General features: G+C 72.2%; 17 protein-coding genes and 1 pseudogene. 2 read left to right on the plus strand and 16 right to left on the minus strand.

What is annotated here, in order from left to right; all coding sequences use genetic code 11:
* Positions 1-97 precede the first annotated feature (97 nt).
* From RZ50_RS04895 to RZ50_RS04935, 9 genes are all read right to left on the minus strand, one after another.
* Positions 98-1,735, minus strand: coding sequence for an ABC transporter substrate-binding protein (locus tag RZ50_RS04895; RefSeq protein WP_196949721.1), 1,638 nt, complete (start codon positions 1,733-1,735; stop codon positions 98-100).
* A 430-nt stretch (positions 1,736-2,165) separates the two neighbouring features.
* Positions 2,166-4,070: a translational GTPase TypA gene (typA, locus tag RZ50_RS04900; RefSeq protein ID WP_196949722.1), complete on the minus strand. Its 1,905-nt coding sequence runs from the start codon at positions 4,068-4,070 to the stop codon at positions 2,166-2,168.
* Positions 4,071-4,401: 331 nt separating this feature from the next.
* Positions 4,402-6,207: an ABC transporter family substrate-binding protein gene (locus tag RZ50_RS04905; RefSeq protein WP_217680259.1), complete on the minus strand. Its 1,806-nt coding sequence runs from the start codon at positions 6,205-6,207 to the stop codon at positions 4,402-4,404.
* A gap of 90 nt (positions 6,208-6,297) precedes the next feature.
* Positions 6,298-8,937 carry a SpoIIE family protein phosphatase gene (locus RZ50_RS04910; RefSeq protein WP_196949825.1) on the minus strand — a complete coding sequence of 880 codons (2,640 nt, stop codon included), beginning with the start codon at positions 8,935-8,937 and terminating at the stop codon, positions 6,298-6,300.
* Positions 8,938-9,177: 240 nt separating this feature from the next.
* Positions 9,178-11,922, minus strand: a complete 2,745-nt coding sequence (locus tag RZ50_RS04915; protein ID WP_308271398.1) for a SpoIIE family protein phosphatase — start codon at positions 11,920-11,922, stop codon at positions 9,178-9,180.
* Between the two features lie 138 nt (positions 11,923-12,060).
* Positions 12,061-12,501, minus strand: a complete 441-nt coding sequence (locus RZ50_RS04920) for an NUDIX domain-containing protein (protein WP_217680264.1) — start codon at positions 12,499-12,501, stop codon at positions 12,061-12,063.
* A gap of 9 nt (positions 12,502-12,510) precedes the next feature.
* Entirely contained in the window at positions 12,511-12,675 is a 165-nt protein-coding gene (locus RZ50_RS04925) for an SPOR domain-containing protein (protein WP_217680266.1), read from the minus strand.
* Between the two features lie 235 nt (positions 12,676-12,910).
* Positions 12,911-14,299, minus strand: coding sequence for a DUF4190 domain-containing protein (locus RZ50_RS04930; protein WP_217680268.1), 1,389 nt, complete (start codon positions 14,297-14,299; stop codon positions 12,911-12,913).
* Between the two features lie 213 nt (positions 14,300-14,512).
* The gene (locus tag RZ50_RS04935) at positions 14,513-15,331 is read right to left on the minus strand and encodes a methyltransferase domain-containing protein (protein ID WP_196948695.1); all 819 of its coding nucleotides are present in this window, start codon (positions 15,329-15,331) and stop codon (positions 14,513-14,515) included.
* Positions 15,332-15,496: 165 nt separating this feature from the next.
* Here RZ50_RS04935 and RZ50_RS30305 point away from each other — a divergent pair.
* Together RZ50_RS30305 and RZ50_RS04950 are read left to right on the plus strand one after the other, a co-directional pair.
* Positions 15,497-16,644 (plus strand): annotated as a pseudogene (locus RZ50_RS30305) (dihydrofolate reductase family protein).
* 88 nt (positions 16,645-16,732) lie between these two features.
* Positions 16,733-17,398: an HAD-IA family hydrolase gene (locus RZ50_RS04950; protein WP_196948698.1), complete on the plus strand. Its 666-nt coding sequence runs from the start codon at positions 16,733-16,735 to the stop codon at positions 17,396-17,398.
* 76 nt (positions 17,399-17,474) lie between these two features.
* On the opposite strand, the gene RZ50_RS04955 is transcribed toward RZ50_RS04950, so the two are convergent.
* The 7 genes from RZ50_RS04955 to RZ50_RS04980 all read right to left on the minus strand — a co-directional run bounded on the left by RZ50_RS04955 (position 17,475) and on the right by RZ50_RS04980 (position 25,892).
* Positions 17,475-19,091 (minus strand): caspase domain-containing protein, encoded by a 1,617-nt coding sequence (locus RZ50_RS04955; protein WP_196948699.1) that lies wholly within the window; start codon positions 19,089-19,091, stop codon positions 17,475-17,477.
* The gene (locus RZ50_RS04960; RefSeq protein WP_196948700.1) at positions 19,088-19,465 is read right to left on the minus strand and encodes a hypothetical protein; all 378 of its coding nucleotides are present in this window, start codon (positions 19,463-19,465) and stop codon (positions 19,088-19,090) included. Before RZ50_RS04960 ends, RZ50_RS04955 begins: the two co-directional genes overlap by 4 nt.
* A 173-nt stretch (positions 19,466-19,638) precedes the next feature.
* A complete protein-coding gene (locus RZ50_RS04965; RefSeq protein WP_196948701.1) occupies positions 19,639-21,513 on the minus strand; it encodes a DUF2075 domain-containing protein in 1,875 nt (624 codons plus the stop codon).
* Between the two features lie 111 nt (positions 21,514-21,624).
* Positions 21,625-23,685: a DUF2075 domain-containing protein gene (locus tag RZ50_RS04970; RefSeq protein WP_196948702.1), complete on the minus strand. Its 2,061-nt coding sequence runs from the start codon at positions 23,683-23,685 to the stop codon at positions 21,625-21,627.
* A 164-nt stretch (positions 23,686-23,849) separates the two neighbouring features.
* Positions 23,850-23,978, minus strand: coding sequence for a DUF6408 family protein (locus tag RZ50_RS28875; protein WP_254801988.1), 129 nt, complete (start codon positions 23,976-23,978; stop codon positions 23,850-23,852).
* 360 nt (positions 23,979-24,338) lie between these two features.
* Positions 24,339-25,412: a redox-regulated ATPase YchF gene (ychF, locus tag RZ50_RS04975; RefSeq protein ID WP_196948703.1), complete on the minus strand. Its 1,074-nt coding sequence runs from the start codon at positions 25,410-25,412 to the stop codon at positions 24,339-24,341.
* Between the two features lie 84 nt (positions 25,413-25,496).
* Complete coding sequence (locus RZ50_RS04980; RefSeq protein ID WP_254801989.1) at positions 25,497-25,892, minus strand: VOC family protein; 396 nt, start codon at positions 25,890-25,892, stop codon at positions 25,497-25,499.
* Between the last annotated feature and the right edge of the window lie 280 nt (positions 25,893-26,172).

The raw sequence follows: 26,172 nt of genomic DNA on the forward strand, positions 1-26,172 counted from the left end.
AGATAAGTCGGCGTGCCAACGGCCGGTACCAGTCCTCGCCCTTGTGGGGATGGGACGGGCACCGGCCGTTGGCACCGGGTCAGGCGGTGCCGACCAATTACTTCTTGACCTCGACGTCGGTGAAGACCGGGTCACCGAAGGAGTCGAACTTCACGTTCTGGACCTTGTTCGAGTAGCCGGAGCTGGTCTTGTAGTACCAGAGCGGGATGGCCGGCATGTCCTTGGCCAGAACGGCCTCGGCCTGCTGGTACAGCTCGGCGGTCTTCTCGACCGAGGTGGCGGCGTCCGCCTCCTTCGACAGCTTGTCGAACTCCGGGCTGGAGTAGTGGGCGTCGTTGGAGGCCGCACCGGTGCCGTAGACGTCACGCAGGAAGTTGGCGTTCAGCGGGTAGTCCTGCTGCCAGCCGGTGCGCATCATGCTCGGGACCTGCTGCTTGGTGACGATGTCACGGACGGTCTTGAAGTCCGGCTTCGGGTCACCGAGGCACTCGACGTTGGTCGCCTGCTTGATCGAGTTGCAGACCGCGTCCACCCACTCCTTGTGGCTGCCGTCGGAGTTGTACAGGATGGTGATCTTGTTCCCGGGGACGCCGCCACCCTCCTGGATCAGCTGCTTGGCCTTCTCCGGGTTGTACTTGCAGGCGTCGCCGCAGGTGCCGGCCTTGTAGCCCATGACGCCGGGCGCCACGAACGAGTCGGCGGGGATGCGGTTGCCGTTCAGCACGGTCTTGGTGATGGTGTCACGGTCGATCGCCATCGAGAGGCCCTGGCGGACCTTCTCCTTGCCCGCGGCGTTCCAGTCGCCCTGGTACAGCGCGAAGCTGATGTTCTGGATGGCGCCCTGCGCCTGGTCGACCGCGCGCTTGCCCAGGTCGTCCTTGTACTTCGGCAGGTCGGTCGAGTCGACCTGGTCCAGGACGTCCAGGGTGTCGGACATCAGGTCCTTGTACGCGGCCTCACCGGTGGCGTAGTTGCGGAAGACGATGCCGCCGTTCTTCGGCTTGTCGCTGCCCGCGTACTTGTCGAAGGCCTTCACGGTGATGGCCTTGTTGTGCTCCCACGACACGAACTGGTAGGGGCCGTTGCCGACCGGCTTCTGGCCGTAGCCCGCCGGGTCGGAGAAGAAGCCCTCGGGCAGCGGCGAGAAGGCCGCGTAGCCGAGCTTGTACTGGAAGTACGAGACCGGGCTGGTCAGCTCGATGGTGAAGTGCGTGTCGTCGACGATCTTCAGACCGGTCATCTCGGTGGCGGTCGGGTCGCCCTTGTCCGGGTGGACGGCGTCGTAGCCGACGATGTCGGAGAACCAGGACGAGTTGATCTGGTTGTTCTTGACGTTGGCCGACCAGTTCCAGGCCTTCACGAAGGACGCGGCGGTGACCGGGGTGCCGTCGTGGAAGGTCCAGCCGGACTTCAGCGTGACGGTGTAGTTCTTGGCGTCGGTGGTCTCGATCTTGTCGGCCACCTGGTTGCGCAGCGCACCGGTCGCGGGGTCGTAGTCGACGAGCCCCTTGAACAGGTTCTTGATGACACGGCCGCCGATGGTCTCGTTGGCGTTGGCCGGCTGGAGCGGGTTCTGCGGCTCCCCGCTCTGGTAGCTGAAGGTGCCCGTGGCGTTGACCGCGCCGCCGTCCGAGCTGCCCCCGGAGGAGTCGCTGCTGCCACTGCTACAAGCAGTCGCGGCGAGGGCGACAGCAACAGCTGCGACAACCCACTTGGCCTGGCTCGCACCGCGCATCGGTGTGCCTCCTGAATTCGACGTTGCAACGAGGAGGGCACGACGGAACGGTTGTCACCGGGCCCGTGTGCCGTCCGCGCTCGTGGTTTCGGCGCGCACCCCTGCGCGTTCACCCTTGACCCGAGCCTGACTGCACCCACTATCCGTCACGCACGGACACGAAAGTGACCAGTGACGATCTCAATTAGGTCACATGAACAGTCGGTAAGTTTCGAAAACCGGACATTTGAGACATAGCCAGACAGGCACAAGACGGACAGTCGTCACGGATGACGAACTGTCACGTTCGCTCAGCGGACACTCGGGTGTGATGAGCGCTATTCCGTGAATAACCGCCCCGACAACTTGGAGTAGTTGAAAAAGTTCGCCCCCCTCTCCAAAGGAAAGGGGGGCGAAGCATTCCGGCCAATGGCCGTTCAGAGCGTCCGGATCACGCCTTCTTGGCGCGCGAGGCGGTGCGTCCGCGGTCCTTCTGGTCGAGCACGACCTTACGGATGCGAACCGTCTCCGGGGTCACCTCGATGCACTCGTCCTCGCGGCAGAACTCCAGCGACTGCTCCAGCGAGAGCTTGCGCGGCGGGACGATCGACTCGGCCACGTCGGCGGTCGAGGACCGCATGTTGGTGAGCTTCTTCTCCTTGGTGATGTTCACGTCCATGTCGTCGGAGCGCGAGTTCTCACCGACGATCATGCCCTCGTACACCTCGGTGCCCGGCTCGCAGAAGAGCACGCCGCGCTCCTGGAGGTTGGTCATCGCGAAGGCGGTGACCACACCGGCCCGGTCGGCGACCAGCGAACCGTTGTTGCGGGTGGTCAGGGTGCCGAACCACGGCTCGTGGCCCTCGTGGATCGAGTGCGCGATGCCGGTGCCGCGGGTGTTGGTGAGGAACTCGGTGCGGAAGCCGATCAGGCCGCGGGACGGGACGACGAACTCCATCCGGACCCAGCCCGAGCCGTGGTTGGACATGTTGTCCATCCGGCCCTTGCGGATGCCCATGAGCTGCGTGACCGCACCCATGTGCTCCTCCGGCACGTCCACCGTGAGGCGCTCGACCGGCTCGTGGGTCTTGCCGTTGACCTCCTTGGTGACCACCTGCGGCTTGCCGACGGTCAGCTCGAAGCCCTCGCGGCGCATGGTCTCGATCAGGATGGCCAGCGCCAGCTCACCGCGGCCCTGCACCTCCCAGGCGTCCGGACGCTCGGTGTCCAGCACGCGCAGCGAGACGTTACCGATCAGCTCGCGGTCCAGGCGGTCCTTCACCTGGCGGGCGGTGACCTTGCGGTCGACCTTGGCGCCGGACTTGGCGTCCGCGCCCTTGCCGGAGCCGCCACGGCCGACGAGCGGCGAGGTGTTGGTGCCGATGGTCATCGAGATGGCCGGCTCGTCCACCGTGATCAGCGGCAGCGCGATCGGGTTCTCGGGGTCCGCCAGGGTCTCACCGATCATGATGTCGCCGATGCCGGCGACGGCGCAGATGTCACCGGGGCCCGCCACCTCGGCCGGCTTGCGGGTGAGCGCCTCGGTCATCAGCAGCTCGGAGATGCGGACGTTCTGGATCGAGCCGTCGCGCTTGATCCAGGCCACGGTCTGGCCCTTGCGCAGCTCGCCCTGCTCGACGCGCAGCAGCGCGATGCGGCCGAGGAAGTTGTCGGCGTCCAGGTTGGTGACGTGCGCCTGGAGCGGGGCGCCCTCGTCGTAGCTCGGGGCCGGGACGTGCTCCAGCAGCGTGGAGAAGAACGGCTCCAGGTTGGTGCTGTCGGCGGGAACGGTGCCGTTCTCCGGCTTGGTCAGCGAGGCGACGCCGTCACGGGCACAGGCGTAGACGATCGGGAACTCGATCTGGTCCTCGTCCGCGTCCAGGTCCAGGAACAGGTCGTAGGTCTCGTTGATGACCTCGTCGATCCGGGAGTCCGGGCGGTCGGTCTTGTTGATGCACAGGATGACGGGCAGGCGGGCGCTGAGCGCCTTGCGGAGCACGAAGCGGGTCTGCGGCAGCGGACCCTCGGAGGCGTCGACCAGCAGGACCACCGCGTCCACCATCGACAGACCGCGCTCGACCTCGCCACCGAAGTCGGCGTGGCCCGGGGTGTCGATGATGTTGATGGTGATCGGCGCGCCACCGTCCTTCGGGTGGTACTTGACCGCCGTGTTCTTCGCGAGAATGGTGATGCCCTTCTCGCGCTCCAGGTCGTTCGAGTCCATCATCCGGTCGTCGAGCTGCTGGTGGGCGGCGAAGGCGCCGGCCTGCTTCAGCATGGCGTCGACCAGCGTGGTCTTGCCATGGTCGACGTGGGCGACGATGGCGACGTTACGGATGTCGTTGCGCGTGGGCATGCCTAGCGGATTCTCCCGGAATCGTGGGTTACGGCGGGCCCGGCCGCGGGACGCGCACCTGCGGCCCTGTCGGCCGCCGCCACCCGTTCCGCCTTCTACTACCGGTCCACCCGCCGGGCATCTGGACATGCCTCGGCTTTTCCCTATGGTACGGGGAAGCGCCCAGGGGAGCAGAAACGAGCTGGTCGAGCGGGATCAAGATCACAAGCGGGTCACGTGCTCTTCATCCGGCGGTCACCCTCCGACACTCCCCCGTTCGCGCTCCGACCACTCCGGGAGCGCGAACGGGCGGGCCCGGAGGGAGTGCCTCCGAACCCGCCCGATCCGGCGCCTAGCGGCTCCAGCCCACGTCCTGGAAGCGCGGCCAGCCGAAGCCCCACGCACCCGCCCCGACCACCCCGGTCCGCACCCCGACCAGCTCCGGCCGCTGGTAGAGCGGCACCGAGTGCCCGAGCCGCCAGATCTGTACGTCCGCCTCCTGGAGCAGGTCCAGCCGGGTCGTCTGGTCGAGCTCGGCGACCGCCAGGTCGAACAGCCGGTCGATCTCGTCGGAGCCGCTGCGGCCGTAGTTCCTGCCGACCGCGACGGTCCCGTCGGGGTCCGGCCGGGGCTTGGCGTACGTGGCCCGCTGCTCGCCCGCCGGGCTGAGGCCGACCGGCCAGGAGAAGAGGGCCAGGTCGTAGTCCCCGTTGGCCAGGTGGTCCTTGACGAAGTCCTCGGCGGCCGCCGCCACCGGCCTCACCTCGATGCCGGACTCGGCGAGGTCGGCGGTGAGCGCGTCGGCGGTGCGCTTGGCGGTCGCGGAGCCGGCCGGGACGAGCAGGGTCAGCGCGAGGTCCTTGCCGTCCTTGCTCCGGACGCCGTCGCCGGACCGCTTCCAGCCCGCCTCGTCCAGCAGCCGGGCGGCGTCCGCCGGTCCGGCCGCGGCGCTGTTGTCCCGGTAGCCCTCCTGGTCCTCGGCGAACAGGTGGCTGCCGAGCGGGGCGGCCGGCAGGCCGAGCGGGCCGAGCGCGGCCTCGGCGATCCGCCGCCGGTCGACCGCCCGGCCGAGCGCCTGCCGGACGGCCGGGTCGGTGAGCGGGCCGCGGTCGGCGTTGACGGTGAGCTGGGTGAGCGAGGCGGCGGCGGCCCGGTGCACGGTGACGCCCGGCAGCGACTCGGCCCGCCGCAGCGCCAGCTCCGCCGCCTCGGGCGCCGCGGCCGGCGGGGCGGCGGCGGGCTGGCCGGCGGAGCCGTCCGAGGGGCTCGCGGAGGACGGTTCGGGCACCGCCCGGTCCACCGCCGCGGTGAGCGGGGCGACGTCCAGCTGCTCCTGGTTCAGCTGGTCCAGCCGCTGCTCGGGCGGCGCGGCGAGGAACTCGATCCGGTCCGACTTCGGCTTGTCCCCCCACCACGCCGGGTTGCGCACCACGGTCACCCGCCCGCCCTCGGCGTCGTACCGGGAGAGGGTGTACGGCCCGGCGCTCGGGTGGCCCTTGCCGGTCAGCGCCCGGTTGAAGGCGCCGGGCGTGGCGGTCTCGGCGGCCGGGTAGAGCGGCCCGAACAGCGATCGCCACTCGGCGTACGGCTGCCGGAAGGTCACCTTGACCTCGTGCGGGTCGGCACCCTGGACGACCGAGTCGATCGCGTCGTACCCGGCGGGGTGTCCACCCTCGTAGTCCGGGTCCAGGCCGGAGAGGGCACCCCGCTGGGCGGCGAGGTCGGCGGCCGACAGCGGGGTGCCGTCGCTCCAGACCGCGTGCGGGTTGAGCCGGTAGGTGACCACCTGCGGCAGCTGCCCGTACGGGGTGGACTCGGCGCTGGCCAGGTAGTCCGGGTCGGGGACGAACCGGCCGTGCTCGTCCGGCCGGAACAGCGAGGGGTACAGGGCGTGGGCGACCAGCGCCGAGTCGGCGGTCGCGCCCTGCTGGTAGACGTTGAGCGTGGCCGGGACGCCGTCCACCGCCCACCGCAGCGTGCCGCCGTCCCGGACGGCGGTGCGGTCGGTGGCCCGGACGTCGCCGGTGGTGGCGGTGGGATCGGCCCGGGCCGGGGCGGGTTCGGGGGTACGGCCCGGGGCCGGGCCGTCGGAACAACCGCCGAGACCGGCGGTGAGCAGCAGCGCGGCGGCTGCGGCGGTGAGCTGGCGGACGCGCATGGCGGACATGGAACGCCGCCGGGGCGGCCCCGCCCGCGCCGACACGGCGGGCCGCCGGGCGACAGCACCCGGACGGCCCACCAGGGCGGCCTACAGCGCCAGCTCGAACCAGACGATCTTGCCCTTGGGCGTGCGCCGGCTGCCCCAGCGTTCGGCCAGCAGGCTGACCAGTTGCAGGCCGCGCCCGCCCTCGTCGGTCTCCTGGGCACGCCGCTGCCGGGGCTGCGCGTAGCCGTCGTCCCAGACCTCGCAGACCAGGCCGCGCTCGCGCAGCAGCCGCAGCCGGATCTCGCCCCGGCCGTGCTTGAGCGCGTTGGTCACCAGCTCGCTGACCAGCAGCTCGGTGGTGTCGACCAGCTCCTCCAGGCCGCGGGAGAGCAGCCAGCTACAGGCCAGCTCGCGGGCCTTGGCGACGGAGGTGGGCTCCGGCGGCAGGAACCAGTTGCCGACGGCGTCCTCGGGGAAGGCGTGCACCTTGGCCATCAGCAGCGCGATGTCGTCCTCGCCGTGGTGCGGGTCCAGCTCGCCGAGGACGTGGTCGCAGAGGTCCTCCAGGCCCTTGCCGCGGTCGGCGAGCGCGGCGCGGAAGGCGCGCAGGCCCTCGTCCAGCTGGTGCTTGCGGCTCTCCACCAGGCCGTCGGTGTAGAGGCCGAGCACGGCACCGTCCGGGAGGGTCAGCTCGACCTCCTCGAAGGGCTCGCCGCCGACGCCGAGCGGCAGGCCGGGCGGCACGTCGAGCATCCGGGCGGGCTCGCCGGGGCTGAGCAGAACGGGCGGCAGGTGGCCGGCGTTGGCGAACACGCAGCGGCGGGTGACGGCGTCGTAGACCGCGTAGACGCAGGTGGCCAGGTAGACCTCGCGGGCCTCCTCGTCGGCGGTCGAGGTGAGCCGGCCGTACTGGGTGGGCGGGCCGACCGGGACGGAGTCGTCGCCCAGCCCGCGGGCGATCTCGTCCAGGGCGCCGAGCACCTCGGCCGGGTCGAGGTCGAGCATCGCGAGGGTGCGTACGGCGGTCCGCAACTGCCCCATGGCGACGGCGGCGCGCAGGCCGCGGCCCATCACGTCGCCGATGACCAGGGCGGTGCGGTTGCCGGGCAGCGGGATGACGTCGAACCAGTCGCCGCCGACCTCGGTGTTGTTGTTGCTGGGCAGGTAGCGGCAGGCGATCTCCAGGCCGCTGGCGGCCGGATTGCCCGGGGGCAGCAGGCTGCGCTGGAGGATCAGCGCGCGCTCGTGCTCGCGGCGGTAGAGCCGGGCGTTGTCGATGCAGACGGCGGCGCGGGCGACGAGTTCCTCGGCGATCGCGACGTCACGGGCGTCGAAGGGCTCGCTGCCGATCGCCCGGGAGAGCTGGACCAGCCCGAGCACCTGGTCGCGGGCGACCAGCGGGACGATCAGGGTGGAGCGCAGCAGCGGGTCGCGCCCGGGGTCGGGGACGACGCTGCGGCCGGTGCGCAGCGCCCGGGCGTGCGGGGAGCGGCGCGGGTAGCAGAGGGTGCCGCCGGCCTCGGCGATCGGCAGGCTGGTGATCGAGCCGAGCACCGAGGAGGCGCCGCCGAGCACGCTGGAGACGGCGACCCGGCGCAGTTCGCCGCTGCCGTCGGTGAGCACGGTGTCGCCGAGCCGCCCGGCGCTGGGGACGGTCTCGCCGGAGAGCAGCGCGGTGTAGAGGTCGACGGTGGCGAGGTCGCAGAACGGCGGGACGACGACGTCCAGCAGTTCCTTGGCGGTGGTCTCCAGGTCGAGGGTGGAGCCGATGTGCGCGCTGGCCTCGTTGAGCAGGGCGAGGTTGCGGCGCACGCCGTCGGCCTCGCGCTCGGCGACGTGCCGGCTGGTGACGTCGGAGACCTGCCCGGCCACGCCCATCGGCTGCCCGGCCGAGCCGTTGAGCCGGTACAGCGAGATGGCCCAGAGCCGGTTGCCCTCGCGGGTCGGGACGGCGCCGTGGAAGCGCAGGTCGAAGACGGGCTCGCCGGTGGCGAGGACCTTGCGCAGGGCGGCGGTGAGCCGGTCGGCCTCGGAGGGCGGGAAGAGGTCGTGCGCGGTGAGGCCCTCCAGGTCGGTGGGGACGAGTCCCATGCCGGAGGCGAAGGCGTCGTTGACCCGCTGGAGCCGTAGCCGGTCGTCGAAGAGCACGAAGCCGGTGGGGGTCTGGCCGAAGACGGCCTCGGAGGCGGCGAGGTCGGTCTCGATCCGGCGCAGCCGCCCGAGGTCGACGGCCAGACAGGTGGCGCCCGCGGTGGGCAGGGCGCTGTCGGGCATCAGGTAGAGCTCGGCGAGGCCCTCGCCGCCGGCGGCGTCCCGGTACGGGGTGGTGCCGACCCACTCCTCGCCGGCCAGGGTGCGCTCCAGCCGGGTGCGGCCGCGCTGCCACAGTTCGCGGGGGACGAAGGTGGTGATCGGGTCGGAGCCGACGGCCTCGGCGGCGGGGACGCCGAAGAACTCGGCGGCGCGCTCGCTCCACTGGCTGATCCGCCCGTCGGGGCCGATCGCGAAGGTCGCGACCCGGATGTAGTCGTAGATCGAGCCGGGGTCGCCGGCGCCCCAGGACCGCTCCTCGGCGGCGGGGTAGGCCGCGGGGCGGGCGGCGGGCCGGACGCCGTGGCCCGGGCCCGTGCTCCTGGTGTCCGGCGGCGCCGCCGGGACGGGCAGGTGCGAGGAACCGGCCTGCCCGGGTACGACGGCATGACCGCTGCTGCTCGGCGCGTTCCGCGCCGGAGTGCTGTTCAACGGACCGACCCCTCCAACCCGCGACCGTCCGGATGTCGAGAAGACCGAGTATTCATCATCGAGGGGTGCGTTCACACGCCCTCAACATCACAACATCAGATCGGGCGAAGGTTTTTGTCCTACCGCCCGCGCAACCACAATGCCACGCCCGCGCCCCCTTCCGGAGCGCGCGCTCCCCCTGGGCGCCCGATGGCATATGCAGCACTGTTCTACTCGCGTTCTACTCGCCTCATGATCCGCTCATGATCCGTCGGGCTCATTACCCGGCAGCGCGAGCTCGAACCAGACGACCTTGCCGATGCCCTCCGCCCGGGCGCCCCAGTGCAGTGCCAGCCGGTGGACCAGCTCCAGGCCCCGGCCGCCCTCGTCGGCCTCGGCCGCGTGCCGCTCCCGCGGCGGGTCGGGCAGCGGGTCGGAGATCTCGACCAGCAGCGTCTCACCGAGCGTCAGCCGCACCCCGATGGGGGCGCTGGCGTACCGGATGGCGTTCGTGACCAGCTCGCTGACCAGCAGCTCGGCGGTGTCGGTGAGCTCCTCGACGCCCCACTCGGCGAGCGTGCCGCGGACCAGCCGGCGGGCCCGGGAGACGGCGGTGGGCTCGGCGGGCAGGGTCCAGCCGGCCGTCGGGGTGCCGGCCTGCCCGTGTCCGAGCCGGGCGAGCAGCAGCGCGACGTCGTCCGGCTCGCGCCCCTGCTCCATGGTGTCGAGCACCGCCTCGCAGGCGGCCTGGATGGAGGGGTACGGCTCCTGGAGCACGGTGATCAGCCGCCCGAGGCCGACGTCGAGGTCCTTGTCGCGGGACTCCACCAGGCCGTCCGTGCAGAGCGCGAGCAGGCTGCCCTCGGGGATCTTCAGTTCGACGGATTCGAACGGGACTCCGCCGACGCCGAGCGGCGCTCCGGAGGGCAGGTCGAGGATCCGGCCGGCGCCGCCGGGCAGCGGGCTGCCGGTGCGGGTCGGCTCGCCGTTCTCCTCGCCTGGCACCACCAGCACCGGCGGGATGTGCCCGGCCTTGGCGACGGTCAGCTTCCCGGTGCCCGGGTCGAAGACGGCGTAGACGCAGGTGGCGAGCAGCGCCTCGTCCGGGCCCTGGGCGAGGTCGTCGGCCAGCTCGTGGACGTGCCGCAGCAGGACGTCCGGCGGCAGGTCCAGGGCGGCCAGCACCCGTACGGCGGTGCGCAGCCGGCCCATGGTGGCGGCGGCCCGCAGGCCGTGGCCCATCACGTCGCCGACCACCAGCGCGGTGCGGTCGCCGGGCAGCGGGATGACGTCGAACCAGTCGCCGCCGACCTCGGTGCCGCTGCTGCCGGGCACGTAGCGGTAGGCGACCTCGACGCCGGTGGGCTGCGGGACCTGCTGCGGGAGCAGGGTGCGCTGGAGGGTGAGCGCGGCGGTGCGCTCGCGGGCGTAGAGGCGGGCGTTGTCCAGCGAGCTGCCGGCCCGGTCGGCGAGCTCGACGGTGAAGGCGAGGTCGTCCCGGTCGAAGCCCTCGCGGTAGCCGGCCCGGCTGACCAGCAGCAGCCCGATCACGATGCCGCGGGCGCGCAGCGGGACGACCAGCATCGAGTGCACGCCCAGGTCGTGGGCGGCCTGCATCTTGGGGTCGCCCGGGTAGGTCACGTCGTCCAGCTGGTCGGAGCCGGAGAGCAGCTCGGGCAGGCCGGTGCGCAGCACCCGGCCGCAGGCGGAGTCCTCGGCGAAGGTGATCCGGGCGCCGCGCCGCAGCATCACCTCGACCTCGGGGCCGTCCTGGACGGAGGCGGTGCCGAGCTGGAGCAGCGAGGTGCGCCGGTCGTGGCCGTGCCGGGGCAGGTCGTCGCCGTGCGCGACGGCCTGGAGCAGGATCACCGCCGAGTGGTCGGTGAGCCGGGGGACGACGGCGCTGGCGAGCTCCTGGGCGATCCGGGCGGCGTCGAGCAGGTCGCCGACCCGGGAGCCGAACTCGTTGAGCAGCGAGAGCCGGCGCCGGGCGTGCTCGACCTTGGCGACGGCCCGGTAGCGCTCGGTCACGTCCATCACGGTGCCGGAGATGCCGAGCACCCGGCCGGAGCGGTCGGTCATCCGGCTGTAGGAGATCGAGCGGTAGCCGGCCCGGGTGGTGACCGGGGAGGCGAGGGTGACGTCGATGACCGGCTCGCCGGTGGCCAGCACCTGGCGCTGGATCGCGGTGATCTCGTCAGCGGCCCGCTCGGGCAGGGTCTCGCCGGTGGTGCGGCCGACGTGGTCCTCCAGGGCGACGCCGTTCATCTCGGCCAGGGTCTGGTTGACGGCGGTGTAGCGCAGGTCGGTGTCCATGATGGCGATGCCCAGCGGGGACTGCTCGAACAGCGCGTCGCGCACCGCGAGGTCCCGCTCGACGGCCCCGACGGCGGCCGCCTCGGCCATGTTGACCTGGAGGAACGGGGTGCCGTCGCCGTCCACCAGGAGGGAGATCCGGGCGTCCACGGCGACCGGCAGGCCGTCCCGGTCGCGCAGCTCGGCGTAGCCGGCCCAGCGGCCGTACCGCAGGGTGTCCTGGATCGCGGTCCGGATCCGGACGACCTGCGCGGGGTCGGGGATCAGCTCGTCGATCCGGCGGCCGACCAGCAGCTCGCTCGGCCAGCCGAGCAGTTCCTCGGCGGCCGGGCTCCAGAGCACCACCCGGCCCGCGGTGTCCAGGATCGCGATGGCGACCTTGAGCATGTCGAGCAGGCTGCCCTCGGCGGGGGCGCCGAAGCCCCTGGCGGTGTCGGCGGGCCCGCCGGGGAACGCCCGGCCGGGGCGGCCGCGCGGGCCCGGCGGAGTGCCGGGCCCGGGGACGGCGAGGGTCGGAGCGGGCTGGACGGGGCGCGTGGCCTCGGGGGCGGTGAGCCCGCCGCGGCGGCGGCCGGAGGGCGGCTGCGGGGCGGCCGGACGGGCGGCGCGGCGCAGTCGGGCGCGGGCGGCGGCGCTCCCTGCGGTACCTGCCCGCCGCGCTCCCCCGCCACCGTTTCCGGTAGTCGACACCGACGGGGCCTCCGGCTCTGGTCGGGATCGGCGTCGCCGGCTGGGACGGCTCACCGATGGTGACGAATAGTGCCGAAAAGTGACATACCCAGCACGACCCAGGCTATCCCGGTCGTCGGGTCGTCTTGTCTGATTGACCTATCTGGCGGCTTGCGCGTCGCGCCCGTCGGCGAGCAGCCCGGCGACGTGCGGCAGCACGTCCCGGTCGTGCTCGATCCAGTCCACGGAGTCCAGCTCGGCCGGGCCCAGCCAGCGCAGCTCGTCGTGGTCCTCCAGCGCGCGCGGCTCGCCGGACAGCAGCTCGGCGACCCAGAACCGCAGCTCCAGGCCCGGCCGGACCGCCCACGCGCCGGGCAGCCGCCGCAGCGCCCGCGCCCGTACGCCCAGCTCCTCCAGCAGCTCCCGCTCCAGCGCCTGCGCCTCGGTCTCGCCGGGCTCGGCCTTGCCGCCGGGGAACTCCCAGCGCCCGGCCACCGCCTCGGGCGAGTTGCGGCGGGCGGCGAGCACCCGTCCGTCGCGGATCAGGGCGCCGCCGACGACGATCCGGGGCCCGGTGGTGGTCTCGCCGGTCTGGTCCATGCCCCGACCCTACGGGGCCGCGTCCCCGGCCTCGGACTCGACCCAGTACAGCTGCTTGTGGCCGCGCGCCTCGAACTCGCCGGCCAGGCGCCGCGCCTCGGCCTCGTCGAGGCCCTTGGCGACCGTGAACCGGTTGCCGTTGTCGTCCTGCCGCATCACCCGGAAGGTGCCCATGCCGGGAGGCTATCCGGTTCCCCGCCGACGGGCGCCCCCGGCGCCAGCGCCCCGGGCCCACGCGCCGCCCGCCCGCGCGCACCCCCCGGCCGTACGCGCCCCGGTCCGGGCGCGCCCGGGTGCCCCCGGCCCGCGTGGGGGTCGGGCCGGGGGCACGTCCGCGACCCTACGGGCGACGGGCTACCGGCGGGTACGGGCGCGGTAAACGATGGGTAACCGGGCTCCCGGTGGCGGCTCAGACCCGCAGGTCGGGCGCCTGCTCGCCGGTGGACAGGCCGAGCGCGCGCCGGATCTCCACGCTGATCGGCACCGTCTTGGCCACCAGCGCCCGGGCCCGGCGCAGGTCCCCCGCCAGGTCGGTGCCGGAGGCCGCGGTGTCCCAGGCGGCGGCCGCCTGCGACTGGGCCTCGGCCAGCTTCCCGACGTCCGACCTCGCCTCGGCCGGCCAGTCCACCGTCGGCCGGCGCAGCGCGGCGGCCTCGGCCCGGGAGGCGGCCGCCATCCGGCGGGCCCAGGCCTGGTAGTCGGGCCCGGCTTCGTCGAGATCCTTAGCCGGTGCGTCCGCGTACGTGCTGTTGAAGCCCCGGACGGCCTCCAGGTAGGCCAGCTGGGCGGAGGTCAGGCCGGCCCGGTCGGTGCGGACCGTCCCCCGGTGCTGGTCGTCGCGGTCCTCGAAGCCGCAGGTGACGAGCCGTTCGCCGGACTCCCAGTTCCCCTCGCTCGGGTAGAGGTAGACGTCGCTCATGCCGTCCGGGACGGCCCACTGGTCCAGCGCGTAGTCGTCGAGCACCGTGCGGCACAGCTCGACGGCCTGCTCGCGCACCGCGCTCTCGCCCGGGTACGAGCCGCTGCCGTCGGGGACCTTCGCGGTGCCGGCCACCTCCCCGTGGTGCGGGTCCGCGCAGGGCACCCGGCGCACCCAGAAGACCGTCTCGTCACCGTTCTCGTCGGTCACCGAGCCGCCGTCCGGGGAGTTGTAGCAGTCCCCCGCCTTCAGCGCGGACCAGCGGACCGACCCGGCCGGGGGCTTCCCGGCCTGGCCGTACCGGCCGTTGTTCGCGGGGCCGAAGTCCCCCGCGCCCAGGGCGAGCGCCAGCAGCACCGTGCCGGCCACCCCGAGCACCACGCCCGTCACCGCCATGCCCTGGCCGCGCTCCCCGCGGCGGCCGATCCGGTTGAGCGCGAGGATCCCGAGCACCAGGGCCACCGGCCCGAGCAGGAACAGACCGGTCACCAGGGAGCCGACCGCGAAGCCGTTGGTGGACGGCTCCGGCTGGGGGTTGTACGGGGTCGGGTAGCCGTAGGGGTACGGGTACTGCTGCTGCTGGTGCTGGTTCGCCTGGCCGGGCTGGAGGCCGGACCGGGCGGACGGCGGCACCGTGGCCCAGCCGCCGGCGGGCAGCGGCGGGGGTGGCGGCGGGGGCGGGGCCTGCGAGGTCAGGGGGGCGGCCTGCGGCGGGTGGCCGGCGGGCGGGGCCCAGGGGTCGACCGGCTCGGGGGCCGCGGCGGGCTCGGGCGCGGGCGCAGCGGTCGGCGGCTCGGGCGCGGCGGTCGGGGGTTCGGCGGCGTCCTTGCGGAGGTCCACCCGGGGGTCCTCCCCCGGGGCCGGCTCAGGCTTGGACACGTGGACTCCCCCAACCCGCCGGGACGGGCGTCTGCTCGGCGTTCGCAGCTCGGATCGGACCCGAACGGGCCCGATGTGAACGGTCGCGCGACTTTACCCGATCTTTCCGAACGCCTGCCCGGACTTTCCCGTCCGACCCCGGCCAGGCCACGGCCCTCCCCCGGCCCGCAGCCCCGACCCCCGGCCCTCCCCCGGTCTCCCCCGGTCTCCCGCTCAGCCGCGGGCCAGGATCTCGCCGTGCAGCATGGAGAACCAGCCGTCCCCGGCGGCGCTCCACTCCCGCCAGCCGTCCGCGATCCGCTCCAGTTCGGCCCGGTCCGCGAAGCCCCGCTCCACCGCCGTCCGCCCGAACGCGGTGCCGGTCACCCGGTCCGCCCACATCCCGCCCCACCAGGCCCGCCGCTCGGGCGTCGCGTACGTCCAGGTGCCCGCCCCGGCGGTCACCTCGGTGAAGCCGGCCTCGCGGGCCCAGGAGAGCAGCCGCCGGCCGGCGTCCGGCTCGCCGCCGTTGGCGCGGGCGGTCCGCCGGTACAGCTCCAGCCAGCGGTCCAGCGCGGGCACCTCCGGGAACCAGGTCATCGAGGCGTAGTCGACGTCCCGGACGGCGACCACCCCGCCGGGCGCCGTCACCCGGCGCAGCTCGCGCAGCACGCCCACCGGGTCGGCCACGTGCTGGAGCACCTGGTGGGCGTGCACGACGTCGAACTCGCCGTCCCGGTACGGCAGCCGGTGCGCGTCCGCGAGCGCGAACTCCACGTTGGCCCGGCCGCGGCCGGCGACGTACCCGGCGGCCTGCTCCAGCACCTCGGCGGAGGTGTCCAGCGCGACCACCCGCCCGCTCGGGCCGACCAGCTCGGCCAGGTCGGCGGTGATCGTGCCGGGCCCGCAGCCGACGTCCAGCAGCGCCTGCCCGGGCCGCAGTTCGGGCAGCAGGTAGCCGGCCGAGTCGGCGGCCGTACGGGAGCGGTGCGAGCGCAGTACGGCCTCCTGGTGGCCGTGGGTGTAGACGGCGGCGGGCTGCGGTCCGGTCATGTGATGCCCCTCGAATCGTGGTCGGCGTTCCGTTTCCGCGAACGGCCCGACGCTACGCCGCGTTCCGCATGGCGAGAAGAACCGTCTCACATGTCGGCCATGGGGCACCCGCGCCGCACCCGGCCGCCGTACCGTGGAGGCGCACCCGACAGAACGGTCCCGCCCATGCCCGGCCCCGGCCAGCGCCCCTTCGTCCTGCTGAGCGCCGCCGTGTCACTCGACGGCCACCTCGACGACGCCTCCCCCGACCGCCTGCTGCTCTCCAACACCGCCGACTTCGACCGGGTGGACGAGGAGCGCGCGGCCGCCGACGCGATCCTGGTCGGCGGCAACACGCTGCGCGCCGACAACCCCCGCCTGCTGGTCAACGACCCCGCGCGCCGGTCCGCCCGACTGGCCTCCGGACGGCCCGAGTACCCGCTGAAGGTGACGCTCAGCGCGAGCGGCGCCCTGGACGCCGACCTGCGGTTCTGGCACACCGGCGGCGCCAAGCTCGCCTACACCACGGACGCCGGGGCGGCGGCGCTGCGCCCCCGGCTGGACGGGCTGGCCGAGGTGGTCGCGCTCGGCCGGGCGGTGAACCTCGGCGCGCTCCTGGACGACCTGGGCCAGCGCGGGGTGCGCCGGCTGATGGTCGAGGGCGGCGGCGGGGTGCACACCCAGTTCCTGGCCCGGGGCCTGGCGGACGAACTCCAGCTGGCCGTCGCCCCGTTGCTGGTCGGCCAGGCCGAGGCGCCGCGGTTCGTCCGCCCGGCCGCCTTCCCCGGTGGCCCGGCCCGGCGGATGCGGTTGCTGGAGGCACGTACCGTGGGCGACGTCGTCCTGCTCAGGTACGCCCCGAAGGAGCCCGCGCCGTGAACCGATCCGCCGCCACCGACCTCGGCCACCTGCGCCGGGCCGTCGAACTCTCCCGCCGCTGCCCGCCGTCCGAAACGGCCTTCTCGGTCGGCGCGGTGATCGTCGGCGCCGACGGCGAGGTGCTGGCGGAGGGCTTCAGCCGGGAGGCGGACGCGCACGCCCACGCCGAGGAGTCGGCCCTGGGCAAGCTCCCGGCGGGCGACCCGCGACTGCGCGGGGCGACGGTCTACAGCAGCCTGGAGCCCTGCGGGCAGCGGGCCTCGCGGCCGGTGCCGTGCGCCCGGCTGATCATCGCGGCGGGCGTGCCGCGGGTGGTGGTCGCCTGGCGCGAGCCGGACCTGTTCGTCACCGACTGCCAGGGCACGGCCCTGCTGGAGGCGGCCGGGGTCGAGGTGGTGGAGCTGCCGGAGCTGGCCGAGGAGGCCCGGGCGGTCAACGCCCACCTGCTCTCGTGATCTTTTGTATCATTAAGAAACAAAGAGCTCGCCTTTCGGCTCTTCCTTCGCCATTCTCCCCGAGCCCGAGTCTCCCGAGGAGTCACCCATGCCCGCCGCCCCCGTCCGGCTGACCGCCCGCGCCCTGCTCCTCGACATGGACGGCACCCTGGTCAACTCCGACGCCGTGGTCGAACGCTGCTGGAGCCGCTGGGCCGAGCGCAACGGCCTCGACCCGGCCGCCGTGCTCGCCGTCGCCCACGGCCGCCAGGGCCACGCCACCATGGCCGCACTGCTGCCGGACCGCCCCACCGAGGTCAACCTCGCCGAGAACGAGCAGATGCTCGACGAGGAGCGCGCCGACACCGAGGGCGTCGTCCCCGTCCCCGGCGCCGCCGCCTTCCTCGCCGCGCTGGACGACCTCCCGCACGCCCTGGTCACCTCCGCCGACCTGGCGCTCGCCCGGATCCGGATGGACGCCGCCGGCCTGCCGCTGCCGCCCCTCCTGATCACCGCCGAGTCCGTCGGCGCCAGCAAGCCCGACCCGGAGGGCTTCCTCAAGGGCGCCGCCGGCCTCGGCTTCGCCCCCGCCGACTGCCTCGTCTTCGAGGACTCCGGCGCCGGCATCGCCGCCGGCCGCGCGGCCGGCATGCGGGTCGTCGGCGTCGGCCCCCGCGCCGCCGCCCACCACCCGGACGCCCTCGCCGCCGACCTCGGCGCCGTCACCGTCACGGCGGACGCGTACGGCGTGCTGACCGTCACCGTTCAGGCCTGAGCCACCGCCAGGGCGCCGCGCCGCGACAGGGCGTGCCTTGTGGATCTTCGCCAGGTCCACGACGCCGGGGCACGCCCTAGACCCCGCGCTCGATCCCGGCCGTCTCGCGCAGCAACCCGCTGACACCGGTCGGGAGCTGGACCACCAAGGCGTCCCCACGCGCCGCGACCGCCAGGTACCAGCTCCCGGGCGCCAGCCTGGCCACCGGCTCCATCGGCGCTTCCAGGCCGATGAGTTGACGCGGCACCGGGACCGCGAACCAGTACGGCTCGAACCCCTCATCGCCCTCCGGCGGGCCCTCCCCGCGGTACTCGCCCCGCTCCAGCCCGGCGGTGTCGAACAGCAAACCCTTCGTCCCGTAAGGGAGTTGGACCAGCAGCGCGCCTCCGCGCGATTCCACGGCCAGGTACCACGTCCCCGGCACCAGCTCCCCCGTCGGTGCCGCCGAACCGTCCGGTGCCGAACCGGCCGGCGCCGCCAGCGGGCGCCGCGTGGGCACCGCGAACCAGTACGGCTCGAACCCCTCATCGCCCTCCGGCGGGCCCTCCCCGCGGTACTCACCCCGCTCCAGCCCGGCGGTGTCGAGCAGCAGACCCTGCGTACGGTCCGGGAGCTCGACCAGCAACGCGTCCCCGCGCGACTGGACGGCCAGGTGCCAGGTGCCAGGGAGCAGTTCCCCGACCGGCTCCAGCGAACCGTCCGAACCGAACAGCCGGCGCGCCTCGGGGACGGCGAGCCAGTACGGCCGGAACGCCTGGTCCGGCCGGGCCGCCAGCGCCGCCGCCAGGCCGGTGGCCCGGACCAGCAGCTCCTGCGCGGCCGCCTCGGCGGCCCTCCGCAGCCGCTCCGCCTCCTCGGCCACCCACCGCTTCGGCTCCGACTCCGTGACCGGGGCCGCCGGCTCCGGCTCCGGCTCCGGCTCCGTCGGCGCGCCGGCCCGGGCGACCGGGACGGCGGCGGCCTGGTTGCGGGCGATCGCGATCAGGCCGCCGGTGTTGCGGTTGCGCTGCTGCGGCAGCGGCCGGGACTTCGCGGCGAGGCGCTCGTGCAGCCTGCGGTAGAGGGTGTCCATGTCCAGCAGCTCGGGCCCGCCCGGGACACCCCTCTCCAGCAGGTCGATGAGCTCCCCAGTGAACGCGGTGTACAGCTCCCCGGGCGGCGAGAGGGCGGGCCTGGTCGAGGCCGAGGCGGTGAGCACCACCGTCCCGTTCACCACCGTCCGGTCGGCGAGGTGGTCGCCCGCGCTCATCCCGCCGACCAGCGCCCGGCCGCTGTAGCAGCAGTCCAGGACCACCACCGTGCGCTGGGCCCGGGCCTGCGGGTCCAGCACCGCGCGGCGCAGCGACTCGTACCGCAGCGCGGTGTACTCGCGCTCGCGGTCGGTGTCCGGCAGGGCGAGGTACAGCTCCTCGGAGTACTCGTCGGTCAGCCCGTGCCCGGCGTAGTAGACCAGCAGGGTGTCGGTGGTCTCCCGCGCCTTCTGCCGTACGACGTCCAGCACCGCGCGCACGTCGCCCGGCTGGGCGATCACCGGGCAGTCCTCGGGCGCCAGCCCCCACACCCCGGGGTCGGTGAGCACCCGGCGCAGCCCCGCCAGGTTCCGCTCGACGGCCGGCAGGCCCTCCAGGTGGAGGTAGTCGTGCACCCCGACGAGCACGGCCGCCGACCTGCCGGGGTCCGCCAGCACGGTCACGACCGCTCAGCGCCTCCGGCCGGCGGCTCCAGCTCCGCCACGATCCGGCGCACCTCCTCCGCCGAGCCGCCCTCGATCACCACCGACGTGCCGCCGCGCTCGATCCGCACCCGCGTCCCGCCGCGCCGCGAGTCCCGCCAGGTGGCGATGGCGGTCACCAGGCTCCCCAGCGCGATGCCGTTGGCCAGCACCACGTTGACGACCTCCAGCACCTCCCCCATCTGCCCCCCGGCCGGATCCGCCGACCGGGGCCGCACCTCGACACCCCGCAGCTCCGGCTCCGCCAGCAGCCACCGCGTCAACGACCGCGCCGCCTCGACCTCCGCCCCCTCCGGCGCACCCTCCGCCACCTCGAACCCGAGCTCGACCTCCACGCCCAACCCCTTCTCCCCAAGCCTCAGTTCAGCCACCCCACCCTAGAGGACCCACCACCCCCACCACGGGCGCTTCACCCGAAGCGCCGAAGCCACATGGTGCACACCGACGATGGCAGGTGACAGCTGCGATCGAGGCCCTGCGGACTCCCTGCGGACTGACAGACCCCGGGCTACTGGTTCCGCGCCGTGGTGCCGACCAGTTCCCTCAGCTTCTCGCGTGTCTCGGCGTCGGTCGAGTACACCACCGTGCCGATCATCCCCCGTGTCAGCAGCACTTTGTACGTGTTGCGGATCAGCCGGTCCACATCCGCGTCCCGAGTCGACTTCTTGAAGACGGGATCCTTGGAGGCCGTACGGTCGGTGACCCAGCGGTCGCCGCGCCACAGCAGGTCGGAGCCGATGATGACGCCACTCCAGTCGTACTCGAATCCCTGCGCCGTGTAGACACAGCCCACTTGCCCGAAACCGGCAGGATCAGTCGCCCACAGGGCCGCTGGGGGCGCGCCGCTGACGGCCCGGTCTCCGTAGACGTTCCAGGGCCGCTCCCACCCCCCGATGGTGACGTCCGCAGGCAGCGCCCGCCCGGGCTCCACCTTCTTGGTCCACTTCCAGCAGTAGCCGGCGGTCATGCGCGCGCTGTACTTCCGCGCGCGACGATCGTCGAGGAAAGCCTCCATCTCCTGCGGACTGTCCACGAGCACGAGTTGCATCTTGTCGTCGGGCTCCCACGTCTCGGGGCCGCCCGGCTCAAGTCCCAGCAGCCTCACCACCCAACGCAGATACGCATCGCTGCCACCGCAGCGGAACTGGCTGTCGAGCGGCACCACCTGGCAGCGGAGCCCCTTCTTCGCAGCAGCCGCCTCGATCTCCGCGACCGTCCCCATCTCGCCGGGCCGAACCACCTGATGCTCGTCCAGCAGGAACACCGGGACACGGGCCGCGTCGATGAGCTCCTCGATCTGGGCCTTGCCCGTGCGGTTCGACGCCGGTGTGTAGCGGTTGGCCGATGTCTCCCGCATACGGTGGGCTTCGTCGCAGATCAGGACATCGATGCTGTTGCGCTCGGCCTTCATGAAGCTGTTGAAGTACTTGAAGAGGTCCTGCACCTCGCGCTTTCGGGCGCCCGCGACCTTCCTCATCGTCGTCGTGAACGAGTTGGAGCCCGTCGCGTGCAGCGCGGTGGTGCCCTGTCGGTACATCTCACCGAGGAGCGACAGGGCGATGACGCTCTTGCCCGTGCCCGGCCCACCGGTGACGACCACGACCTCCTTGTGGTCGGACTGCTTGGCACGGCGGACGGCGTTGAGGACCGTTCGGAACGCAATCTTCTGCTCGTCCAGCAACACGAACTGCTCGCGCTCACGCACCTCTCGGGCGGCCACCGCCATGAGCTGCTTGGACGGGCCGATCTTCCCGTTGACGAGCTCGTCCGCGGCCGAAACGCCGGACTCGTCCCCCAGATTCGCGCGCAGAAAGTCGATGAACTCCCCGCGTCGCGCACCGATGAAAAGCTGGCCGAACTGGTCCTGCTCGGCTTCGAAGAGCCCGCCGACGCCGAATTCGGTGGCATTGTGCAGATATGCGGCACCGCTGATGCGTTCCGGGTGTTCGGCCAGTACTCCGTTGAAGGAAACGAGGTACTCGCAGTAGCCGCGCACCTGGTCGACGGGGTTCAGCACTGCCCGGGTGTACGCGTCGACACGACACAACGACGGATCGTCGTCGTCCGGCTCGGCGCTGCTCCACTGCTTGAGCTCCACAACGACGTACGACGGCAGACCGGTCCGCGGGTGCACGCCGGCCAGCACGGCGTCGGCCCGCTTGCTGTTCAGCGGCAGACCGTACTCCAGGAGCATCTCCACGTGCCCGAGCCCCGCATCGTTCAACGCGCTCGCAAGTACCGGAATGCTCCGCTCCCACGAGCGGACCTCGGACGAACTCGGCTTGTGACCGTGAACGTGTGCGAACTGCTCCGTCAGGCGGAAGAAGAGCGCACCGGAGAAACACTCGGCGGCGACCGCGGCAGCGGAGTCGCGGAACAGCAAGGAAAGCCCCCAAGACAGCACGAAGGAACTCGTGCGGGTGGGGGCATGTCCTTGATCCCTCCGCCAGGCGGAGCGGAAGCCCGGCGGGCCGCAGCGACAACGGGATCAAGGCTACCTGCGGCGTCCTCCGAAGCCAGAGGGAAGTTGTGATCCTTCAGCTGTGAGCTTCGGTCGGATGCCTTTGTAGTTCTGCAGGCCGATGGCACCTGTGATCCGATTGCGCAGTTCATTGTGGGTGGCCGGGTCGACCGCGTAGACCACGGTGCCGACGATCCCGCGGGTGAGAAGCACGTGGTAGGCGTTGCGGACGCACCGGTAGACGGCCTCGTCGTCGACCTGGCCACGGAAGGCGGGATCACGGGAAGCCGTCCGGTCCACCTTGAACTTCCCGTCGCGGAACACCAGGTCGGGGCCGATGATGACGCCGTTCCAGTCGTACTCGAAAGTCTGTGCCGTGTAGACGCAGCCGATCTGCCCGATGCCGCGCGGATCGGTCGACCACAGGTCCGACCGCGGCGCGTTCGGAACGCTGTGCTCCGGCTTCACGTTCCACGGTTGGTGCCAGTCTCCGATGCGCACGTCGTCGACCAGCCGTTCACCCTCCGGATTGCTCCACGGCCAGCAGAAGCCCGCGGTGATGCGCGCCGTGGCCCCCTCAGCGGCTCGTTCGCGGATGAACTGGTCCATCTGCTCAGGAGAGTCGGCGACCGTGAGCGTCATCCGCCCGTCCGGTCGCCAGGTGACCGGATCGGCGGCGTTCAGCCCCAACAACTGCTGGACCCAGCGCTGGTACCGCTTGCTGCCTCCCGCGCGGAACGTCCCCTCCAGATCGGTCACTTCGACCAGACAGCCGTTGTCCTCGGCAAGGTTCCTGAGGTAGTCGGCCGTGCCCACCTCGTCCGGGCGGATCGACTGGTGGTCGTCGAGCAGGAAGACCGGCACTCGGGCGGCTCTGATCAGCTCGAGCGCTTGCGGCCGGCCGTCGTCGCGGAGTTCCTTCGGCGTCCAGCGGTATGTCGAACTGCGCCGCAAGCGGTGCGCCTCGTCGCAGATCAGGACCTCGATACCGTCCGGCGGGGTCTTGGTGAAGCTGTTGAAGTACTGGTACAGCCTGAGAGCCGCACGGCTTCTGCTCGCTCTCTGCCCGCGGCGTGCCGTACTCGTCATGATCTCCCGCAGCGTCTCCGTGTACGCATGGGATCCGCTCGCCAGCACCGCCTCGCGTCCCTTGATGCCGAGCACACGCTGCAGTTCCAGGGCCACGGCGCTCTTCCCACTGCCAGGACCGCCCCGCAGGATGTAGGCCCGCTTCCTGCCATCCGAATCGATGGCGGGGCCGTGAGCGGTGTCAGCGTCGTGAAACAGCCCGACGTTGAAGCTGCTGGAAGGAGAGGCCCTTTCCAGACGCCGAATGATCCGGTCCGCTGCAACGAACTGCTCGTCGAGAAGCGTGAGGCCACCGCCGGTGACGGACCGTTGCCGCGCCACATCGGTGACCTTGAGCAAGGGCTCGCGGCGGGACTGCTCCAGTGCGAGTGCCGCTCGCTTCCCGGATGCGGCGGCGAACCTGGAGGTGAGGACTCGCCGGAACCGGTCCAGATCATCGAGCGTGTAGAGGAAGCCGTAGTCGGTCTCGGGCAGATCGAAGAGTGCGGCCACGTCCGCATCCCGGGCGTTGTGGAGCAGTGCCACACCCATCAACCGGTCGTCGCTCTCCCGGAGATGGGGCAGGTAGCGCATCATGTAGTCGCAGTAGTTCTGGATCTGCCGGACCGGATGCAGCTTGATCTTCCCGTCGCTGAAACCGAGATCGACGGCGGTCGGACACTGAGGGTCGACGGTGGCGTGCCGGGCCTGTTTCAGCTCAACCGCGAGGTACGAGTCCGCCCCCGTGCCGGGATGCCGACCACACAGCACCAGGTCGACTGCGGAATCGGTATGCGGCAGCGCGACCTCGATCTGCACCTCCACTTCGTCGAGGCCGCAGTCCAGCAGGGCCTTGACCACTACCGGGATGCTGTTGTTCCACGATCTGATGTCACCGACACCGGCCGGCTCGCCCTTCACCGCGGAATGCTCGCTGATCAACCGCTCGGTGATCGGAAGATGCACCGACCCGTCCTGGTCGGCGATGAGGCCGCCGATCTCGGCCGCGGAAAGTTGCAGAAGCACGAGGGTCCCCCAGGCACGAACTGACTCGTGCGGGTGGGGGCATGTCCTTCGTAGCTCCACCGATGCGGAGCGGAAGCCCGGCGGGCCGCAATGACGATCCGTAGATTAACCCGTGCCCCGGCTTGATGAGGGGCGGACCCCCGGAGGCCCGCCCGCCGCCCGGCTCAGCCGAGGCGGTGCACCACGACCTGGGCCAGCAGCCACAGCAGGTTCGAGCCGAGGCTCGCCGCGATGCCCACCAGGACATCGCGGACCCAGACGTGGTTCTTGGGCCTGTACTCGACGGCAGCCATTGGAACGCGTCCCCTTACGTTGTGTTCGGTGACGGATGCCGGATGGCTCCCGCCGGGAGCACACCTGAGGCTTCGTCACCGAACCCGAAAGGGCACACGCAGGTCGCGTCGAGTACGTCCTCCGGGAGGACACGCGGTGCAGGACAACGCTAGCTCATGGCCGACCGTCCCGGGCAAGCGGTTTGTACCGACCACGTGCCGTCAAGCCGGCGACGTGAGGGGGAAACGTATGGGCTGCGCCAACACGGTGGTCAGCACGGGTCGCGGCGGCCCGAAGCGGCAGGACTGCGAACTCCTGGTAGACCAAAAAGGCCGCCCAACCCGCTCTGTCGCAGGTCAGGCGGCCTTTCCGCAGTTCGACTAGACGTTGAAGCGGAACTCGACGACGTCGCCGTCCTGCATGACGTATTCCTTGCCCTCGATGCGGGCCTTGCCCTTGGAGCGGGCCTCGGCGATGGAGCCGGTCTCGACCAGGTCGGCGAAGGAGATCACCTCGGCCTTGATGAAGCCCTTCTGGAAGTCGGTGTGGATGACTCCGGCGGCCTCGGGGGCGGTGGCGCCCTTCTTGATGGTCCAGGCGCGGGCCTCCTTGGGGCCGGCCGTGAGGTAGGTCTGGAGGCCGAGGGTGTCGAAGCCGACGCGGGCGAGGGTGGCGAGGCCGGGCTCGTCCTGGCCCATGGACTGGAGGAGTTCGAGGGCCTCGGCGTCGTCCAGCTCGATCAGCTCGGACTCGATCTTGGCGTTGAGGAAGATCGCCTCGGCCGGGGCGACCAGCTCGCGCTGGGCGTTCTTGAAGTCCTCGTCGGCCAGCTCGGCCTCGTCCACGTTGAAGACGTAGAGGAAGGGCTTGGCGGTCAGCAGGTGCAGGTCGCGGATCGGGGCGGTGTCGAAGCCGGCCTCGAAGAGGGTCTTGCCGGTCTCCAGGATCGCCTGGGCGGCCTCGGCGGCGGCCAGCACGGGGGCGGTGTCCTTCTTCAGGCGCGCCTCCTTCTGGAGCCGCGGCAGGACCTTCTCGATGGTCTGGAGGTCGGCCAGGATCAGCTCGGTGTGGATGGTCTCGATGTCGTCCTTGGGCGACACCTTGCCGTCCACGTGCACCACGTCCGGGTCGGTGAAGGCGCGGACGACCTGGCAGATCGCGTCCGACTCGCGGATGTTGGCGAGGAACTTGTTGCCCAGGCCCTCGCCCTCGCTGGCGCCGCGCACGATGCCGGCGATGTCGACGAAGTCGACGGTGGCCGGGAGGATGCGCTGGGAGCCGAAGATCTCGGCGAGCTTCGCCAGTCGCGCGTCCGGGACGCCGACGACGCCGACGTTCGGCTCGATGGTGGCGAACGGGTAGTTGGCCGCCAGCACGTCGTTCTTGGTCAGGGCGTTGAACAGGGTCGACTTGCCGACGTTCGGCAGGCCGACGATTCCGATCGTGAGCGACATGAAGCGCAGTCCCGTGGGCTTGGAGGAGTTGGGTCGGCACCGTACGGGCCGACCCCCAAGTCTACGGGCAGCGCCTCGGGTGGCTCACGCCTCGGTCGCCGCCGGGCCCGGCTCCAGGAACTCCAGCCGGTTGCCGAGGTTGTCGGCGCTGTGGAAGCGGCGGCGGCCGGGCACGTTGTCGTCCCAGCGCACCTCGTGGCCGTGCGCGGCGAGCCGCTCGGCGAGGGCGTCCAGCGAGCGCACCTGGAAGCCGGGGTGCCCCTTGCGGGCCGGGCGGAAGTCCGGGGTGACGCCGAGGTGCACCTCGACCCCGCCGCCGCGGGCGGCCAGCACCGGGGGCTTCGCCAGCTCGGTCATGCCGAGGACGCCGGACCAGAAGGCGCGGCACTCGTCCTCGGCCCCGGCCGGGATGTCCAGCTGGACGTGGTCGAGGCGTTCGAAGGTGAAGTCGTCGGTCATGCCCAGCCCCCGTGCCGTCATCCGGTGATCATGTGCGTCGGCCCGGCCGCGCAGGTCGGCACCCGTGGGCGACCATCACAGGACTACTCCACCCGGAGACACGGGACAAGGCCTGAACGGTCCATTACACAGTGTGGCGATGATCGGACCGTACGTTGGGCGGGTGGAGCAGAGCATCCGTACCCAGCCGCCAGGGCCCAGACGCCGTCCGCCGAACGGCGCGGCCGCGGCCGCCGTCCCCGGTCCCGGCCGGGCTCCCGAGTCCGCCGGAGCCTCCGCCGCCCCCGCCGTCCCCTCCCCC

Source organism: Kitasatospora sp. SUK 42 (assembly GCF_015776785.2).
Lineage (GTDB): Bacteria > Actinomycetota > Actinomycetes > Streptomycetales > Streptomycetaceae > Kitasatospora.